Consider the following 17,895-nt stretch of genomic DNA (forward strand, 5'->3'; position numbering starts at 1 on the left):
TTTCACTTAAGTATCTGATTTTTATGATATTACCCCCAACTTTGACACAATTCCAAATGTCAAAACATGCTTCTGAAGTATATATAGGGGTAGACTAGTGAGGATTACAGAGTGAAGACTGTTTTGGGATAAAGCGGTCGCGAATGTCTGTTCTGAACCGGGGATCATCTATCAGTCTGAGCACGAATTCAGCGCGCAAAACCTGGCCTGCACACTGCGCAGCATGTTCCATCATTTCCCATTGGCTAGATGCCCGATACCGTCGACCTGTCGCACGAATTGACGACAGGGCAAAAACACGACCATCGGCGAAAAGATACCCTGATGATGACTGATATATACCGACATGTTCAGGGCCTGATCCGCAATCAAGATCAATATCCCGACCATGAAGTTGCAGATACTGATAATGGGCTGGAACTGACTCGGTCAGATGCATGTGGCTCAGTTGCGCCGGGGTAAGCCAGGTAACCGCAATACGGACACGCGTCCCCGGTGACGGGGCCAAAGTTGCGGGAATGGCACCGTAACCGGTGATATGAGTCGAATAGACAATATCGTGATGTTTCATCCAGCCAAGCGTTACCGGAATGACATCTGAAAGATTTTGGTGGGTGAATTTCCGTGCCAGTTGCACCGGTGCCCGGTTTGACCCGACGGCCAGAACGGGTATGCGACCGGCTATCTGCGCACTGACCTCGTTTCCTGTCAGAGGCCGGGTTATCCCGCCCTCAAACAGAAAGTCATGATCGGGTGCGGCATAGGGATACAAAAACGCGCGCAGGAGTTCCTGCGCGCGTGGATGCCGTTCGATCTGTTCGCGTAATACGGGGTCGGTAACAACCCGCGCGTCAGAAATCGAAAACATGGTTCGGTCGATCCGGCTTAGCCTTCAACGACACGGTAACGGAAGTTGCAGTCATCAACATGCTGCCAGGCCAGTTTCGACCATGCTTTTTCCGCATCGCCAAAGGTGGCAAACGGACCATGGCGTTCTTCGGAACCGCCAACCGGCTTTTCGAAGTCGGTGCTTTCATATTCACCGCCAACGACCCAGTATTCCTCAAGGCGTTCGATGCGGTAACGCGAATTCGCGTCATCCACCGACTGCCATGCCATCTTGGACCATTCCTGTTCTGCGTCTTCGAAGCTGCCAAACGGACCAACTTTGGTTTCTTCGCCAATCGGCTTGTCGAAACCGGTATCCTGATAGGTGCCCCCGATAACCCAATATTTGGCCATCTGTGCGTCCTTCATGCTTTTGGTGAGTTGCCATGCCGCGCGTTGTGGGCCACGCGACTCAATTCTAGCCCATGTATAACCAAATGATGCGTCAACCAAAACCGCAAAATTATGCAACGCAGCATCCCGGTTTCATGTAGGAAGCGATCGGCCCACTTACAAATAGCGTATTTGACAACAGCAAGGTTGTCCAAGCCCGCGTCCACGCGTATGAAGACAATCAGGTTTCAAAGCTTTGCAGATGACAGGTGCCATGCCCTATCAATCCCTTCGTGACTTCATGGATGCGCTGGAAAAGACCGGCCGTCTTGTCCGTGTCACCGAACCGGTATCCCCCAATCTTGAAATGACGGAAATCCAGACCCGTCTTCTGGCCGAAGGTGGCCCGGCGGTTCTGTTTGAAAATGTCGTCGGAGATGACGGCAAAAAATATGACATGCCGGTTCTGGTCAATCTGTTTGGCACGGTTGACCGGGTGGCGGCAGGCATGAACCGCAAACCCGAAGAACTGCGCGAAGTCGGTGAAACGCTAGCCTTCCTCAAACAGCCCGAACCACCCGCAAGCATCCGCGAAGCATTTTCGATGCTGCCACTGGCCAAGACCGTCATGGCGATGAAACCCAAAACGGTTTCCAAGGCACCGTGTCAGGAAGTCGTTCTTCAGGGTGATGACATTGATCTGTCGAAAATTCCGGTGCAGTCCTGCTGGCCGGGCGAACCCGCCCCGCTGATTACCTGGCCACTGGTGGTGACCCAGGGCCCGACCGCAGGTGAAAAAGGTGGTGACAAGCGTGATGTCTTTAACCTTGGCATCTATCGCATGCAGGTGCTTGGCAAGAACAAGGCGATCATGCGCTGGCTGAAACATCGCGGCGGGGCGCAGCATCATGCGCGCTGGAAAAAGGAAAAGCGTGATCCGCTTCCAGCCGCGATTGTTCTCGGTGCTGATCCGGGCACCATCCTTGCCGCTGTGACCCCGGTTCCCGATACCCTTTCGGAATATCAGTTCGCCGGTCTTCTGCGCGGCGAAAAGGTCGAGCTGGTTGATTGCAAGACCGTCCCGCTCAAGGTTCCGGCAACGGCCGAGATCGTGCTTGAAGGCTATGTCTCGCTCGACGAATATGCACCCGAAGGGCCATACGGCGATCACACCGGTTATTATAACTCGGTCGAGGATTTCCCGGTCTTTACCATCACCGCCATAACCATGCGCAAGGACCCGATCTATCTGTCGACCTTTACCGGTCGTCCGCCAGATGAACCGTCAGTTCTGGGCGAGGCACTCAACGACGTGTTCGTGCCGCTTCTGCAACAGCAATTCCCGGAAATCGTTGATTTCTGGCTGCCACCCGAAGGATGCAGCTATCGCATTGCCGTGGTGTCGATGAAAAAGGCCTATGCCGGTCACGCCAAGCGCGTGATGATGGGTGTTTGGTCATTCCTGCGTCAGTTCATGTACACCAAATTCGTCATTGTTGTGGATGACGACATTGATGTGCGCGACTGGAAAGACGTGATGTGGGCGATATCAACCCGCATGGACCCGGTACGTGACATCACCACGGTGACCGACACCCCGATTGATTATCTTGATTTCGCATCCCCGGTCAGCGGCCTTGGCGGCAAGCTTGGCCTTGATGCCACCAACAAGTTCCCGGGCGAAACCAACCGGGAATGGGGTGAAAAAATCTATATGGATGACGAGATTATCGACCGGGTGGATCAGAAATGGGAACGCTATGGCCTTCCCGGATCAGGCAAGAAGATTTGGCGGGACTGATCGCTAAAAGCCGTGAAAGACCATATCGAGTGCGTTGGTGAGGACGAAACTATCTTCGAACTCACCAACCTTATCACCGATTTCTGATCGACCAACCGTCGCGATAAACTGCGGCAGCAAAACCCAGTTATCGCCGCTTATCCGAACTACAGGATTTAGCCGCTCGGCTGGCAAGGCATATTCGGCGATTGGCTTCAGGGGCACGACAATCCGTGTCTGCAAATCAGAAAGCAGATCCGACTGCACATCGACGACATAGCCATCCTCGAAACGGCAAATATCCCCCTTGGCCATCAGAATTTCCGATGTTTGGCCAATGGTATGCCGTTTTTCACGACATAGCTGTTGCTGGCTTCAAGGGCTGCCTTATTTTGCTCTTTCCAGAGTTCAGCCCGCTTCATCGAAATCGCATCGCGCAAACCCGACTCAGCCGAGCGCGAAATGTTGATCCCGAGTTTTTTGGCCTCTTGCAACAATTCAGCATCAAGACTGACATTTGTCGGCTTGCGCTGCTTGGCTTTGACATCTGCAGTCATTTACGCAAGCTCCATGTGCATATTTATGCGCATACTTTATCAGAAAACGACGCCAAGCTCAATTTCTGAAGAACATCCAGTGATTGCCATCTTCATCGGGCTTTTCGGAATAGAAAAACTGCGGCGCATCACACATGAAATCATCAACGCGGATGGCGAAATTGCACATATCCGCATCCCCCATAACTCCGGCCATGTATTCAGTGCTGTTTTCCTGCCAGCTCAGCACCGGTGGTGCCGTTTCATCAAAGACACAAAGGGCAAACTGCTCGGACTGCTTGAACGGAATGTAACGGATCTCACTGTGGTCTTTGGCACCATGGTTGGTCACAAACAACAGTGCGAAAAACGGGCCATCAGGGTTATCAAGGTCAACCCAACCGGCGATGCGATCAAGCACGCCGTCACAGGTAAAATCACCGGTCAGCATCTGATGGCGATAATTTCGGGCATATTTCCCGCCCTGCCAGCGCATCTCGGAATAAAACTGTGCGCTTGAAACCGGATCGGTTTCACCATTCGCATTCAGCTCCCATACACCATTTTCATCCCAGCCTTTCATGACAGTCTTACTGTCATCTGCGAATGCAGGGCTGAGCAATCCAATCAGGCAAGCCACACTAAGCCCGGAAAGAATTTTCTGCTTGTTCATCGCGTTCCCGTTTATCTGGCACCAGTAGCACTTGTTTGTTTAACTATAACAGAAAGCCGTTTGAAATCTGTCATTGACCGGGCCTTGCCATTCGGCCCTCGTCCTGCCACCTCTGAAACAAGGCAGGAATTTTAGGCCAAAACCAGCTTTTTGTTTCGGGTCTATGCGAAAACGTTCGTGCCCCCTATAACGTAAGAAACACATTCCGATACAAGGGAGCCTCCATGCCCAAAACCGACATGACACTTGATCGCATCAATGACCTTCTCGCACAGGCAAAAAAGGCCGGTGCAGACGATGCCGATGCCGTTTATGTCGAAGGCACATCGCTTTCGGTTGCCCAGCGTCTGGGCAAGATGGAAAAGCTTGAACGTTCCGAGGGGGCCGATCTTGGCCTGCGGGTTCTGATTGGCAAGAAACAGGCTGTTGTATCGTCATCTGATACCAGCGACGCCGCCCTTGCCGAGTTGGTCGAACGTGCGGTTGCGATGGCCAAAAATGCCCCGGAAGATCCCTATTGCGGTATTGCCGACCCAAGTGAGCTTGCCGAAACCTTCAATGTCGAAGCACTTGAACTGTGCGAGCCGGGCGAAGTTGATCAGGAAAAACTGATCGAATGGGCCAGTGCCTGCGAAGAGGCCGCGCGCTCCGTCGATGGCATCACCAATTCCGAAGGATCAGAAGCTGGTTGGGGCCGCCATCAGATCACACTTGCCGCCACCAACGGCTTTGCCAATTCCTATGCCGGGTCCGGCAGCCATATCTCGGTTTCCGTATTGGCGGGCACCGGTACAGGCATGGAACGCGATTACGATTACGACAGCGCAGTCTTTTCGACTGATCTGCGCGATCCGGTCGATATCGGCAAAAAGGCCGCCGAAAAAACCCTGCGTCGTCTGAACCCGCGTAAGGTCAAAAGCACGCAGGTCCCGGTGATCTATGATCCGCGGGTTTCGGCATCTATCGTCGGGCACCTTTCATCGGCGATCAACGGTTCCGGCATTGCACGCGGCACCAGTTTCCTTCTGGATGCCATGGGCAGCGAAATCTTTTCGCCGCATATCAACATCATTGATGATCCGCACCGCAAACGTGGTCTGCGGTCCAAACCGTTTGATGCCGAAGGCGTCGCAAACCAGAAACGCCATCTGATCGAAAACGGTGTCCTGAAAACCTGGATCATGGATCTGCGTTCGGCCCGCCAGCTTGGCTTGAAATCCACCGGCAACGCATCGCGCGGGGCCGGAAGCCTGCCGGGGCCGTCGACCACCAACCTGTACATGGAACCGGGCACCATTTCGCCCGAAGACATGATCAAGGACATCAAGTCGGGCCTTTACATCACCGACATGATCGGAAGCAGCATCAACGGTGTCACCGGCGATTATTCGCGTGGCGCATCGGGCTTCTGGATCGAGAATGGCGAACTTGCCTATCCGGTATCGGAAATCACTGTCGCCGGGAACCTCAAGGACATGTTCAGGACAGCCGTTCCGGCAAATGACCTGACCTTCAAATATGGCACCAACGCGCCGACATTGCGCATTGATGGCTTGACGCTGGCCGGTCAGTAGCCGCAATCACATCATCAGACGAATTAAAAGACGCCCGGTTCAAACCAAACCGGGCGTCTTTCATTTCATATGGCCGATTTTACATACCCGGCGGGCAACCGATATCACGCAGTCCTGATGGTGCTGACGAAATGATCCGTTGCGCCCTTAAGCGTCGTGAAGTTTTCCGAAAGCATGCCAACCGCACGCAACACATCACCGGATGCCGTTCCGGCCTCATTCACGGCCGAGCTTACGGTTGCGATGTTTGAACTCACAACCGTCGTGCCCGTTGCCGCCTGTTCAACGTTAAAGGCGATTTCGCGCGTCGCGGCAGTCTGTTCCTCAATAGCAGAGGAGATGGTTGCGATGATGGCTTCCATGTCCGTGACTGTTTTACCAACCGCATCGACCTGACTGACCGCACTTCCGGTACGCGTCTGAAGGTTTGCGACATAACGGGTGATTTCCTCGGTCGCCTTTGCGGTCTGGTCCGAAAGGTTTTTGACCTCGTTGGCGACAACGGCAAATCCGCGACCGGCATCCCCCGCACGCGCGGCCTCGATGGTCGCATTAAGCGCAAGCATGTTGGTCTGATCCGCAATGTCGGAAATCAGTTTCAACACATTTGAAATATTCTCGGACGCATCGACCAGTTCTTTGAGATCAGCCTTGGTTTTCGTGACCTCGCCAACGGCATTACGGGCGACTTCGGATGAATGAACAACCTGACGGTTGATCTCTTCGATCGAAGTGTTGAGCTCCTCGGTCGCCGACGCCACCGAATGCACATTACCGCTTGCCTGTTCGGTTGCCGACGCAACGGCCACGGTCTGTTCCGAGGCCGAACTTGCCAGACGCGACATGCTGTCTGCGGTCGCCTGCAACTCGACAGCAGCTGCGGCAACCGTTTCAATGATCTGCCCGACATCGGCATTAAAGGTATCGGCCGTCTGGTTCATGAAAAGACGCTGGGCTTCCTTGGCGCGCTTTTCGTCTTCGATGGCCTTGGCTTCAAGTTCGTCATTACGGATGGCGTTTTCCTTGAACACCTGCACGGCACCGGCCATTTTCCCGATTTCATCGCGACGTTCCTGCCACGGGATATTCACACTCAGATCGTGGTCCGCCAGTTTGCGCATAAGCGCGGTGATCGCGACAATCGGCTTTGAAAGGCGATCCCCGATCAACATCGCAATCGCAATTCCCAACCCCATCCCCACCAGAGATGCGATCAGAATTTCTATTTCAGCCAGTTTGATTTCATGAATGACCCGTTCAAAAATTGAATGCTCGTTCGTTGTGAATTCGGTCATCAGATCGGCCGCTTCGGACAGAAGAATATTGGATGCCTGCTCCATGTCACCATTAACGGTGTCCATAATGATCAGTTCGTTGGAACGGATCTTGTCAAAGGCTTCGCGGTAATCATCAAACAGTGTCATGACTTCGGACAGGGTCTTTTTGCCTTCAGCATCCGGGACGGTCTGATCAAGTTCCAGCAGGCCGGTCTTGAGTAATCCGAATTCACTGGCTGCTTTTTCGCCAAAACTGTCATCCTGTCGACCAATCAGAATATTGGCATAAAGCCGCGCCAGCAGGGCATGCTCGCGCGCCGCCACTGCCTTTTTCAAGGTATCGATATTCTGACTGCTTTCTGCCCGCGCAATCAGGGCATTAATATCCGATACGACCTTGATCCCGTCGGGTTCAAGACGGTCAAGGATCATCGCGTGATATTCGTTGCTGAGATCTCGGACCTTTTCAAAGTCGTGCATATAACGATCAAGCGCGGTTGAAATGTTGGAAATACGTGCACGATGTTCTTCGGAATCAAAGCGTTGCAACGCCTGATCAAGGATCGGACGAATTTCGTCTGCTATCAGGAAAACCTGTTCCGCATCCTGTGCACTGGCTGTACTGGCAAATTCCTGGGCATGACTTTTAAAACGCAGGAATCTGGTTTCAATCTGGGCGACAAGACCTGCCTCTTCTACGCGCAGGGCGTATTCATCAACATCATGTGCGACCCGGGTAAAGCTGTAATAGGCAAAGGCCAATGCCGAGACCAGAATGATCAGGACGGCTGAAAAGCCGGAAAGGATCTTGGTTTTGACACCCAAATTCGCAAAAAATGATCCATTCGATGCGGAAGAAACACGCGACACCATCATACCCTCCGAGTTCATGGCAGGACACCATGATCGCTTTGCACATCAGGGTATCTGCACTTGAACGTTGCGTTCATCCCCATATGGGGAGTTCATTACGCACATATTGGAATTATAATATTACCAATTACAGTAAAGGTTTGGTGGCAGTGAGGGAATTACAAGGAAAGGTAGAATAAACCTGCTAAAGTGCGGCGACTCCCTGTCCTTGCAGATAGCTGGAATGATCTCCGTCGGCTTGGCCGGTTCAGATTTCCTGTTTAAGGACAATTGATGTCTTGACCTCTGCGCAGGCTGGCAACAACGCCAGCGCATCACGAAGCGCGTTGAGCCGTTCGCTATTATCGACCCTGACATCCACAATCAGGTCCGGATCCCCCGCCAGCGAGAAACACCCGCGAACTTCGGAATACCCGGACAAATGGCGTATAACTTCATGTGCCGGCGTATGTTTTAAACGCACAAACAGAAATGCCGACAACCCGGCTTCCGAACCGGGATTGATTTTGACTTCATAGCCGGAAATCACCCGTTCCGACTCAAGCTTTTCAAGCCGATACCGGATTGTGGACCGCGCCAGACCGGTCTTGGCAGCAATCCCCTTAAGACTTTCGCGGCCATTGGCCCGCAGAACCTGCAATATCTTCTGGTCGGTATCATCAAGATGACGCATTTGGCCCCCGGCGTTGAACGGAACCAAACTTAACATAGTTAGCCATTAAAACAATATTTTGGCCATAATGGCGAAAGTATTGGCCAAATGACAAAACTAGACTGGCATCAACAACCAACGCCACAATGCGAGAATGCCAGATCATGTCCCGTCCTGATTTTCACATCTATTCCGTACAAGAAGCCTGTGTCCTGTTCGCTCAGCATTTCAACCTTGCCGCCACGGCCATTCGCCTGCCCGGCGAGCGGGATTTGAATTTTCATATGACCTGCGAAGACGGCACACAGTTCATCTTCAAGATTTATGCACCGGGTACGGATCAGGACTGGCTTGCGGCTCAGGATCAGGTTCTTGATCACATCGCCCGGATCGGCGGGTTTCCGGTACCGCAATTACTTCTATCCAAAGCAGATAGCAGCACCACCGCAATCACTGATGACGATGGCAACCGGCGTCTCCTAAGGACATTGAACTGGATTGACGGCACTGTCTGGGCCAAGGCACGGGAATCCCACGACCTTGATTTTGCCCAGATCGGGACCCTGCTTGGCCGTCTGGATGACTGCATGAAAGAGTTCGATCATCCGGCAGCCCATCGCGATTTCCTTTGGGATATCGCCCAGACATCAAAGCATCGCGAATTTTCTGATCTGATTGGCGATGACAATGTGCGTGCATATGTGACAGACATTCTCGACCGCTTCGACCACGGCATCGCCGAAAAACTTGCCAAAACACCGCGTCAGGTCATTCACAATGATGCCAATGACTATAATCTGCTGGTCGATGGAAACCTGACCATCAATGGCCTGATTGATTTCGGGGACTTCATCGAAACCCATCGCATTTGCAATCTGGCGGTCGCACTTGCCTACGCGATGATGGATCAGCCAGATCCGCTCGCCTGTGCTGTTGACATTATCACTGCCTATCACCGGGTAAACCCGCTTGGCGAAGATGAAGTCGCCATTCTTTATGATCTGATTGCTTGCCGTTTGGCCCAAAGTGCCTGCATGGCGGCCCAGCAATATGCCAAGGAACCCGACAACGACTATCTTCTGATCAGTCAGGCCGGTGTGAACGACCTTCTGGCCAGGATGGCAAAACTCAATCCGGCCATCGCCCATTACCGCTTCCGCGATGCCTGTGGCTGGGAACCCTGCCCCGGATCACGCAAGGTGGTGAACTGGTTGACGGTCAATGCCGATCAGATCGGTCCGGTTATCCCGCAATCCATGGATGCATCCAACCTGCATATAGTTGATCTGAACGGACTGTCCCTTGATCCGGACGGCAAACTCCGCCCGGCCAACATTGTTACCGATGCCATCTTTGCCGCGATGGATGCCGCCAATGCCGAGGTGGGCGTTGGCAAGTATCTTGAAAACCGCAAAGTCTATCAGGGGCCATTCTTCGAGACCGCAACCAGGGGCGAGTGGCGCAGCCTGCATCTTGGCATTGACCTGTTTGTTCCCGATCAGACACCACTTTTTGCGCCGCTTGACGGTGTGGTTGTCGTTTCAAACGACAATGCGCGCGATTTTGACTATGGCCCGATCATCATTCTTGAACACAAGACACCGTGCGGGCTGACTTTCTATACCAAATACGGCCATCTCAGCCGGACGTCCCTGCCCGTCAGTCCGGTTGGCAAAACCGTGCGCAAAGGCGAACTGGTCGGTTATGTCGGGCCCTATCCGGAAAATGGAAACTGGGCACCACATTTGCATTTCCAGATCATGGTCGATCTGGTCGGTATGGGGGCAGATATCTGCGGGGTCGCCGCCGCGAGTGAGGCCAATGTCTGGAGCAGCATCTGCCCCAACCCGAACCTGATGCTCGGCATGGCGATTGATTGCCAGGATATCGTGGAACGGGCACCGGCAAAAATCACCGCCGAACGCAGCCGTCATCTTGGCCCGAACCTTAGTATTTCATACAAAAAGCCACTCAAGATGGTCCGTGGTGCGGGCCAGTATCTTTATACCGATACCGGGGAAAAATACCTCGATATGGTCAATAACGTCTGCCATATCGGCCATTCGCATCCGCGTGTGGTCGCTGCTGCTGCCAAACAGGCTGCCGAACTCAATACCAACACCCGTTATCTGCATGACAATATCGTCAATTATGCAAACGAGCTGGTCGCAACCTTCCCTGATCCGCTTTCGGTCTGTTTCTTTGTCAATTCGGGCAGTGAAGCCAATGATCTGGCCCTCCGTCTTGCACAGGCCTATAGCGGTCGCCGCGAAATGCTGATTGTTGATCATGCCTATCACGGCAACCTGACGTCGCTCATTGATCTCAGCCCCTATAAGTTCAATCGCAAGGGCGGCAAAGGATGCCCGGATCATGTCAAAATCTGTCCGATGCCCGACGGGTTCCGCGGACCGATCCGTTCCGATGATCCCGAATGCGGCAGGAAATACGCCGATCTGGCGATTGATCAGCTTCGCGCGTTTGAGGCCGAAGGCCGCCCGCCTGCTGCTTTCATCGCGGAATCTGTTCTTGGATGTGGCGGGCAGATCTTCTTGCCTGACGGTTATCTCAAACACATCTACGCGGCCGTTCGTGCATCCGGTGGTCTGTGCATTGCCGATGAAGTCCAGGTCGGTTTTGGTCGCGTCGGAAGCCACATGTGGGGCTTTGAACTGCAAGACGTGGTGCCCGATATCGTCACGCTGGGCAAACCGATTGGCAATGGCCATCCGCTTGGTGCGGTGATTACCACCCGCGAGGTCGCAAATGCGTTTTACAACGGCATGGAATATTTCAACACCTTTGGCGGCAATCCGGTGTCATGTGCCATCGGGCGTGAAGTTTTGCATGTTATCCGTGATGAACGTCTTCAGGCGAATGCACGCATTGTCGGCGATCATATGATGGCAAGATTGCGTGAAATTGCGGCAGGAAATCCGTTGATCGGCGAAGTTCGCGGTGCAGGTCTGTTCATCGGGATCGAACTGGTACACAGCCTTGAAACAAAGGAACCGGCAACCGAAAAGGCCGGGCAGATTGCCAATATGATGAAGGATCGCAACATCCTGATTTCGACCGACGGCCCGATGGACAATGTCATCAAGATAAAGCCACCAATCACCTTTGACCTTGATGACGCCAACACGTTCCTCGGCAATTTCGAGGAATGTCTGGCCTTGGTCACCCCCTGACAACGGCAAGGTGATCTGAACAACAAACAAAAAAGCATCCCGGCGATCACCGGCCGGGATGCGTCAATTCTGTGTCCCCGCTTTGTTGGCTTAAGCCTTGGTCAGTTGAAGGGGCTGATTGCCTGAATCGACCATACCACCAGCAGCGCGTGCATAGGCTTGCGGCACCATCAGACGCACCGGATAAGGCGACAAACTGATTTCACAAGGAAGCTTTCCTGCACTCTCACCATCAATTTGCATTGGCGCTGGCCCACAATGACTGGTGATGGTGACCCGTTCTGTACGCACAACCGAAACATCACTTTGTTCGTGTAACCGGTTAAGTGTAAGTGCCAGCCCGTATCGCGACAGCGCACCAATACCGTTGCCAGGCATCAGCACCACGTCAAAACCGTTATCGGTCAGCTTGGCGGATGGGGAAATAATGAACTCGCCACCATAATGTTGGGCATGGGTAACAACCACGCCAGCCACGCGATAGTTTTCCCGCCCGATATTGACTTCAAAATCCCGGTGATGTGGAAAGATGATGTTGCGCAGACCTTCAAGGACATAGGCCCCCTTGCCGATCAGGCGTTTGAGCTTAAGCGATACATTGGCAACCGTATCGGCGTCTGCCCCCATGCCAACCATCAGGAAGAACGCCCGTCCATTGACCAGCCCCGGACGTATCCAGACCTGACCGGGATTGTTGATATAGTCGGCAATCGCCTTTGCCTTGCGTTCCAGACCAACCTCGACGGCCAGAACATTTGCGGTCCCCAGCGGGATCACCCCAAGTGGCGGGACTTCATGTCCCTCGATCTGGGCGTCAAGCAAGCCGTTAAGTGCTTCGTTCAGTGATCCGTCACCACCCGCCACAAACAGCCGCTGATGGGCGCGCACCTTGCGGGCCAGCTCGCGTGCATGGCCCGGATGGGTGGTCTGTAACAATTCAACCTTGATCCCCGCGTGCTGCAAAATACTCGACAGGAATCGCTGTTTATTGCCGCCCGCACGCGGATTAAAGATCACAGTTACATCGGCATGAGCCATTCAGAACATACTTCCGAAATAAAACCGAAATAAATCATACATACGAAACACCATATGAAAGAAAATATGTAACAGTTGCTTTACAGAACGACGAAATTTCTGTGAACGGGTTATGTTGTCACGTTTTTTATTCTAAACCGATACTGGTTGAGGACAGTATTCGGCACCTTTAAATGCCGGGTTCCAGCCATCCTTTTGGCAGGATACGGAGGAGCGGCAATGACAGCGATGACGCTGCAACCGCATTACCGCACGGTCTGGATTTCAGACGTCCATCTGGGGACACGTGGATGTCAGGCAGATCTTCTTTTGGATTTCCTCAATGAAGTAACAGCAGACACCTACTATCTGGTCGGTGACATTATTGATGGCTGGCGGCTCAAGAAAAGCTGGTATTGGCCGGAAAGTCATCACGCTGTTATCACGACAATCATGGATAAGGCAAAAAATGGCGCCAAAGTCATCTTTGTCCCCGGAAACCATGATGAATTTGCCCGCGAATTTGTTGATATGACCTTCGGGCATGTCGATGTCAAAATGAACGATATCCATGAAACGGCCGACGGCAAACGTTTGTTGGTCATTCATGGCGACGAATTTGACGGTGTTGTCAAATATGCAAGATGGCTCGCCTATCTTGGGGACACGGCCTACAACCTCGCCATCGTTCTGAACCGCTATTACAACGGCATCCGCCGCCGTCTCGGATATGGGTACTGGTCACTGTCGGCCTATCTGAAGAACCGGGTCAAGAACGCGGTCCAGTTCATCTGTAATTTTGAAAATGCTGTTGCCCACGAAGCTGCCAAACGCAAGGTCGACGGCGTGGTATGCGGGCATATCCATCATGCTGAAAAACGCATGATCGGGGATGTTCTGTATTGCAACGACGGTGACTGGGTCGAAAGCTGCACGGCCCTTGTCGAAGACATGAACGGCAAACTTGAACTGCTTCACTGGGCAGAAATGCGCCAGATGGCGATGAGCCATTCCAATCCGGGCCGCGATGCATCAAGCGCCCCGTCACTGGGTCTTGGCAAACTGATTTCCATGTTCCGCATCGCCCATAGCACGGGCAGCTCCACATCAGGTGCATCAAAAAAACGCAATGATGCACCAATTGGAAAGACTGCATGAAAATACTGATCGTAACCGATGCCTGGTACCCACAGGTAAACGGTGTTGTCCGTACCCTTGAAACCGTACGCGGCGAGTTGGGCGAGATGGGGCATGACGTTCACGTCATCTCGCCCGATCAGTTCAAAACCATTCCATGCCCGACCTATCCGGAAATCCGCCTTGCCCTGTTTGCCAAACGCAAGATGGCAAAAATGATCGAGGCCCTGCACCCGGTTGCAATTCACATCTCTACCGAAGGACCGCTTGGACAGGCGGCACGGTCCTATTGCCTCAAACACGGCCTGCCGTTCTCAACCGCCTATCACACGCGTTTTCCCGAATATATTCATGCGCGCTGGCGGTTACCGCTTTCGATCACCTATCGCGGCATGCGAAAGTTCCATTCGAAGTCCCGTTCGGTGATGGTGGCAACCGAAAGCCTGCGCCAGGAACTTTCCGACTGGGGTTTTGATAATCTGCATATCTGGTCGCGCGGGGTTGATCTTGATCTGTTTCGGCCACGCCCGGATGCAAGCTTTGGCGATTTTCCCAAACCGCATTGGCTGTTCGTTGGCCGGGTCGCGGTTGAAAAGAATATTGGTCATTTTCTTGATCTTGACTTGCCCGGCACCAAGTTCGTGGTCGGCGATGGCCCGCAACTGAATGAGCTTAAGGGCAAGTATCCCAATGCTCAGTTCCTTGGCAAAAAGGTTGGCGAAGATCTGGCCAAGGCTTTTGCCTCTGCGGATGTGTTTGTGTTTCCAAGCAAGACCGACACGTTTGGCCTTGTGATCCTTGAAGCACTTGCATCGGGAACCCCTGTTGCCGTCTTCCCGGTTCAGGGGCCCGCCGATATCGTGCGCGGCACCAAGGCAGGCGCGATTGATGCCGATCTTCGCGAGGCGGCACTCGCCGCCCTTGACCTTAAATCAGAAGATGCCCGTGCGCTGGCCGAACAATATAGCTGGCAAAATTCCGCCAATCAGTTCCTGCACAATCTTGCACCCTTTTCCGGCGGGTTTGACGGGATCGAGGCCATCCGCATTTCCCTTGATGATGCGGCACGAACCGGCAACATGGACACCCCGTCCGAACCGGACAGCCATGAAACCGGCACCGTCCCGATTGGGCAACCCGCGCAATAAGCGGGGCCAGTCGGGACAATTAATTACGATAAAGACTTTTGCGCAATGTGCGATAGGCCAGAAGCCCGTTAAGCGCATCGGTGCCAAGCCATCTGCGGAACGGACGCAGGATCAGGTAAACCGGACGCAAAAGACGGATTACCTTGCGCAGTGGCAAAAGCTGCGCTGCATCCTTGCCCGCCGCTGTGACATATGCACTCCATCCTGCACGCAACAGTTCCGGACGTTTTTTGAATTCGCGCTGAATGGAAAAAACAAACAGCAAAACGTCGCGCGCCTGTGCATCTGCGACCGGCATTCGGGCATTGGGATCTTCTTCAAAATCAATAAAGCCGATCTCGCCATCTTCGCGGTTCGTCATGTTTCGAAGCAACGGTGCCCCATGTGAGACCCCTGCCATATGCAATCGGGCCAAGGCTTTGGCGGCGGCCGTTATGTATGATTTGACCTTATCATCATTCCCGGCGCGCACTTCATCTTCGATGAAGGATTTCAGTATCCCGCCATTGTCGCCAATCGCAATCCAGCCGGCACCTTCGTCAATCAGGTCCGGCACCAGAATACCCTTGGCAGCAAGGTTACGAAGCGTCGCGGCCTCGCTATCGAGACCCGCTTTTCCGCCCGGCGACACCGTTGGGCGCAACAGGGGAATGCCGGTGATATTGGCCAAAAATCGCTGCAACCGATGCCAGACTTTCTGCTTTGCCGGCACCGCTTGCTTGACCCAGATACGCCTGCCATTCCAGCTCAGCGGAAAAACCCGTGCGCCAACACCTTGAGCAATTGTGTGCTCTACAAGTGCGTGTAGTTGCTCGTTCATTATTTTGTCTTATATGTCGCTCTTCGTACCCTGCTAAACAGCAAAGTAATTTTGTGCCCGTCGCGCGCGTCCTGCGGCTTGCCGCCCAACTCCCGGCATGTTAGCAACAGCGCGTGTCTTTGATATTATTTTGAAGCCCTATCCATATCGTTAGTATCAATCCGATACAATGTGGAAATGGCGGAAGCGACCAGGAAGAAGCAATTGCCCGAAAACTCCATGGACCACACTACAGAACATTGGGGAACCTGGCCTCTGGTCAAGCGCATCGTCAAGGACGCCGTTGCCCCCTATTTCGGCAAGATTTTCCTTGCCCTTCTGTGTATGGCTCTGATGGCAGGCGCAACGGGACTTTATGCCCTGTTGATGGATCCGATCATCAATGATGTCTTCATCAATAAAAAAGAGGCAATGCTGGTCCCTGTTGGCGCAGCAGTGCTGGGGTCGTTTGCTCTTAAAGGCTTTGCAAATTACGGCCAGACCGTTTTGATGAGCTATGTCGGCGGGCGTATTCTGGCAGATATCCAGAACCGTCTTTACGAGCATGTCATTCGTCTTGATATCGGCTTTTTCCACAGCACCAATACCGGCAAGCTGATAACCCGCTTTACCAATGACATCACGGCAATGCGCGCGGCTGTCTCGAACTCGCTGACCGGCTTTGGCAAGGACCTGCTGACGGCAATCGTTCTGATCAGCGTGATGTTCTACAAAGACTGGCTGCTTGCCATTATTGCGTTCACGGTCTTTCCCGCAGCAATTTATCCAATTGCGCGTCTGGGACGCCGGATGCGTAAAGTGTCGGCCAATACCCAACAGCAGATCGGTGAATTCGCGACACTGCTTGAACAGACTTTCCAGGGCATTCGCCACGTCAAAGCCTATGGCATGGAGCCTTATGAATGTTCGCGTATGGGCAGACTTGTTGAAATTGTCTTTAATCTCAGCTTCAAGGCGCAAACTGTCAGTGCACGTTCGTCCCCCATCATGGAAACACTCGGTGGTGCTGCGATCACTGCGATCATCATTTATGGCGGCAGCCGCGTAATTGACGGATCGAGCGATCCGGGCAGCTTCTTTGCCTTTATCACAGCACTCTTGCTTGCATATGAGCCGGTAAAGCGTCTGGCAAATATCAACATCACCTTGCAACAGGGTCTTGCAGCATCGCAGCGCGTTTTCACGGTTCTCGATATCGAACCCGGGATCAAGGACGCCCCGGATGCCAGGGAACTGAAAGTTTCGGGCGGCAATATCAATTTCAGAAATGTCGCGTTTTCCTATAACCCGGAAATCACCGCGCTTCGCGATATTGATCTTGATATCAAGGCTGGTGAAACCGTCGCCCTCGTCGGGCCGTCCGGGGCCGGCAAATCTACCATTCTGAACCTGATCCCGCGCTTTTATGACATCGATAACGGTGCGATCAGCATTGATGGTCAGGACATTCGCGGCATCACGCTTGAAAGTCTTCGCAAGGCAACGGCATTGGTCAGTCAGGAAATCACCCTGTTTGATGATACAGTGCGCGCCAACATCGCCTATGGTCGTGCGGGTGCAAGCGATGCCGAGATTAAAGAAGCAGCCCGTCACGCCGCCGCCCATGATTTCATCCTGCAACTTGAAAATGGCTATGACACCATTGTCGGTGAGCATGGTGTGAAGCTTTCGGGTGGCCAGCGTCAGCGTATCGCCATTGCGCGCGCCATGCTGAAAAACGCACCGATCCTGTTGCTGGACGAGGCCACCTCGGCCCTTGATACAGAATCAGAGCGTCACATTCAGGGTGCGCTTGCCGAATTGATGAAAGGCCGTACGACCCTTGTGATTGCGCACCGTTTGTCGACCATCGTTGATGCCGACAAAATCTGTGTGATCAATAATGGTCGCGTCATCGAGCAAGGTAAACATGAAGAATTGCTTGCACTGGGAGGCGCTTATGCGAACCTCTATAACTTGCAATTCTCTGAGGAAAACGGAAACTGATCCGGGTAAT

15 protein-coding genes are annotated in these 17,895 nt (G+C 53.2%); 6 read left to right on the plus strand and 9 right to left on the minus strand.

What is annotated here, in order from left to right:
- Positions 1-94: 94 nt before the first annotated feature.
- Positions 95-868, minus strand: a complete 774-nt coding sequence (locus WA318_RS14790; protein WP_336082290.1) for a hypothetical protein — start codon at positions 866-868, stop codon at positions 95-97.
- A gap of 17 nt (positions 869-885) precedes the next feature.
- Positions 886-1,242: a DUF4170 domain-containing protein gene (locus WA318_RS14795; protein WP_114099044.1), complete on the minus strand. Its 357-nt coding sequence runs from the start codon at positions 1,240-1,242 to the stop codon at positions 886-888.
- 253 nt (positions 1,243-1,495) lie between these two features.
- On the opposite strand from WA318_RS14795, the gene WA318_RS14800 reads away from it, so the two are divergent.
- Positions 1,496-3,022, plus strand: coding sequence for a UbiD family decarboxylase (locus WA318_RS14800; RefSeq protein WP_114099043.1), 1,527 nt, complete (start codon positions 1,496-1,498; stop codon positions 3,020-3,022).
- 3 nt (positions 3,023-3,025) lie between these two features.
- Here WA318_RS14800 and WA318_RS14805 read toward each other — a convergent pair whose 3' ends face one another.
- The 3 genes from WA318_RS14805 to WA318_RS14815 are packed head-to-tail and all read right to left on the minus strand — an operon-like array spanning position 3,026 to position 4,210.
- Positions 3,026-3,316, minus strand: coding sequence for a CcdB family protein (locus WA318_RS14805; protein ID WP_336082293.1), 291 nt, complete (start codon positions 3,314-3,316; stop codon positions 3,026-3,028).
- Complete coding sequence (locus WA318_RS14810) at positions 3,316-3,558, minus strand: type II toxin-antitoxin system CcdA family antitoxin (RefSeq protein ID WP_336082295.1); 243 nt, start codon at positions 3,556-3,558, stop codon at positions 3,316-3,318. Before WA318_RS14810 ends, WA318_RS14805 begins: the two co-directional genes overlap by 1 nt.
- A gap of 58 nt (positions 3,559-3,616) precedes the next feature.
- Positions 3,617-4,210 carry a hypothetical protein gene (locus tag WA318_RS14815; protein WP_336082297.1) on the minus strand — a complete coding sequence of 198 codons (594 nt, stop codon included), beginning with the start codon at positions 4,208-4,210 and terminating at the stop codon, positions 3,617-3,619.
- Between the two features lie 224 nt (positions 4,211-4,434).
- On the opposite strand from WA318_RS14815, the gene WA318_RS14820 reads away from it, so the two are divergent.
- Positions 4,435-5,784 carry a TldD/PmbA family protein gene (locus tag WA318_RS14820; protein ID WP_336082299.1) on the plus strand — a complete coding sequence of 450 codons (1,350 nt, stop codon included), beginning with the start codon at positions 4,435-4,437 and terminating at the stop codon, positions 5,782-5,784.
- Between the two features lie 104 nt (positions 5,785-5,888).
- On the opposite strand, the gene WA318_RS14825 is transcribed toward WA318_RS14820, so the two are convergent.
- Positions 5,889-7,952: a HAMP domain-containing methyl-accepting chemotaxis protein gene (locus WA318_RS14825; RefSeq protein ID WP_336082301.1), complete on the minus strand. Its 2,064-nt coding sequence runs from the start codon at positions 7,950-7,952 to the stop codon at positions 5,889-5,891.
- A gap of 229 nt (positions 7,953-8,181) precedes the next feature.
- Positions 8,182-8,607, minus strand: a complete 426-nt coding sequence (locus WA318_RS14830; RefSeq protein ID WP_181850320.1) for an Lrp/AsnC family transcriptional regulator — start codon at positions 8,605-8,607, stop codon at positions 8,182-8,184.
- A 143-nt stretch (positions 8,608-8,750) separates the two neighbouring features.
- Between WA318_RS14830 and WA318_RS14835 the strand changes: the two genes are divergently transcribed.
- Entirely contained in the window at positions 8,751-11,777 is a 3,027-nt protein-coding gene (locus WA318_RS14835) for an aminotransferase class III-fold pyridoxal phosphate-dependent enzyme (RefSeq protein WP_336082304.1), read from the plus strand.
- 90 nt (positions 11,778-11,867) lie between these two features.
- On the opposite strand, the gene WA318_RS14840 is transcribed toward WA318_RS14835, so the two are convergent.
- A complete protein-coding gene (locus WA318_RS14840; protein ID WP_336082307.1) occupies positions 11,868-12,815 on the minus strand; it encodes a diacylglycerol/lipid kinase family protein in 948 nt (315 codons plus the stop codon).
- A gap of 219 nt (positions 12,816-13,034) precedes the next feature.
- On the opposite strand from WA318_RS14840, the gene WA318_RS14845 reads away from it, so the two are divergent.
- Both WA318_RS14845 and WA318_RS14850 read left to right on the plus strand, forming a co-directional pair.
- On the plus strand, positions 13,035-13,952 hold the full coding sequence (locus tag WA318_RS14845; protein ID WP_336082309.1) for a UDP-2,3-diacylglucosamine diphosphatase: 918 nt from the start codon (positions 13,035-13,037) through the stop codon (positions 13,950-13,952).
- Positions 13,949-15,079, plus strand: coding sequence for a glycosyltransferase family 4 protein (locus tag WA318_RS14850; protein ID WP_336082311.1), 1,131 nt, complete (start codon positions 13,949-13,951; stop codon positions 15,077-15,079). The genes WA318_RS14845 and WA318_RS14850 overlap by 4 nt, the downstream gene beginning before the upstream one ends.
- A 19-nt stretch (positions 15,080-15,098) precedes the next feature.
- Here the strand turns inward: WA318_RS14850 and WA318_RS14855 are convergent, their stop codons facing one another.
- The gene (locus WA318_RS14855; RefSeq protein WP_336082313.1) at positions 15,099-15,899 is read right to left on the minus strand and encodes a hypothetical protein; all 801 of its coding nucleotides are present in this window, start codon (positions 15,897-15,899) and stop codon (positions 15,099-15,101) included.
- 219 nt (positions 15,900-16,118) lie between these two features.
- Between WA318_RS14855 and WA318_RS14860 the strand changes: the two genes are divergently transcribed.
- Positions 16,119-17,885, plus strand: a complete 1,767-nt coding sequence (locus WA318_RS14860) for an ABC transporter ATP-binding protein (protein ID WP_336082314.1) — start codon at positions 16,119-16,121, stop codon at positions 17,883-17,885.
- Positions 17,886-17,895: the final 10 nt, after the last annotated feature.

The organism is Thalassospira sp. CH_XMU1448-2 (genome assembly GCF_037027285.1).
In the GTDB taxonomy this organism is placed as follows: domain Bacteria; phylum Pseudomonadota; class Alphaproteobacteria; order Rhodospirillales; family Thalassospiraceae; genus Thalassospira; species Thalassospira profundimaris_C.

Coding starts and splice junctions, on each gene's coding strand:
- WA318_RS14790 (WP_336082290.1), bottom strand. CDS start 868: ATGTTTTCGATTTCTGACGCGCGGGTTGTTACCGACCCCGTATTACGC.
- WA318_RS14795 (WP_114099044.1), bottom strand. CDS start 1,242: ATGGCCAAATATTGGGTTATCGGGGGCACCTATCAGGATACCGGTTTC.
- WA318_RS14810 (WP_336082295.1), bottom strand. CDS start 3,558: ATGACTGCAGATGTCAAAGCCAAGCAGCGCAAGCCGACAAATGTCAGT.
- WA318_RS14860 (WP_336082314.1), top strand. CDS start 16,119: ATGGACCACACTACAGAACATTGGGGAACCTGGCCTCTGGTCAAGCGC.
- WA318_RS14800 (WP_114099043.1), top strand. CDS start 1,496: ATGCCCTATCAATCCCTTCGTGACTTCATGGATGCGCTGGAAAAGACC.
- WA318_RS14855 (WP_336082313.1), bottom strand. CDS start 15,899: ATGAACGAGCAACTACACGCACTTGTAGAGCACACAATTGCTCAAGGT.
- WA318_RS14845 (WP_336082309.1), top strand. CDS start 13,035: ATGACAGCGATGACGCTGCAACCGCATTACCGCACGGTCTGGATTTCA.
- WA318_RS14850 (WP_336082311.1), top strand. CDS start 13,949: ATGAAAATACTGATCGTAACCGATGCCTGGTACCCACAGGTAAACGGT.
- WA318_RS14840 (WP_336082307.1), bottom strand. CDS start 12,815: ATGGCTCATGCCGATGTAACTGTGATCTTTAATCCGCGTGCGGGCGGC.
- WA318_RS14830 (WP_181850320.1), bottom strand. CDS start 8,607: ATGCGTCATCTTGATGATACCGACCAGAAGATATTGCAGGTTCTGCGG.
- WA318_RS14835 (WP_336082304.1), top strand. CDS start 8,751: ATGTCCCGTCCTGATTTTCACATCTATTCCGTACAAGAAGCCTGTGTC.
- WA318_RS14805 (WP_336082293.1), bottom strand. CDS start 3,316: ATGGCCAAGGGGGATATTTGCCGTTTCGAGGATGGCTATGTCGTCGAT.
- WA318_RS14815 (WP_336082297.1), bottom strand. CDS start 4,210: ATGAACAAGCAGAAAATTCTTTCCGGGCTTAGTGTGGCTTGCCTGATT.
- WA318_RS14820 (WP_336082299.1), top strand. CDS start 4,435: ATGCCCAAAACCGACATGACACTTGATCGCATCAATGACCTTCTCGCA.
- WA318_RS14825 (WP_336082301.1), bottom strand. CDS start 7,952: ATGAACTCGGAGGGTATGATGGTGTCGCGTGTTTCTTCCGCATCGAAT.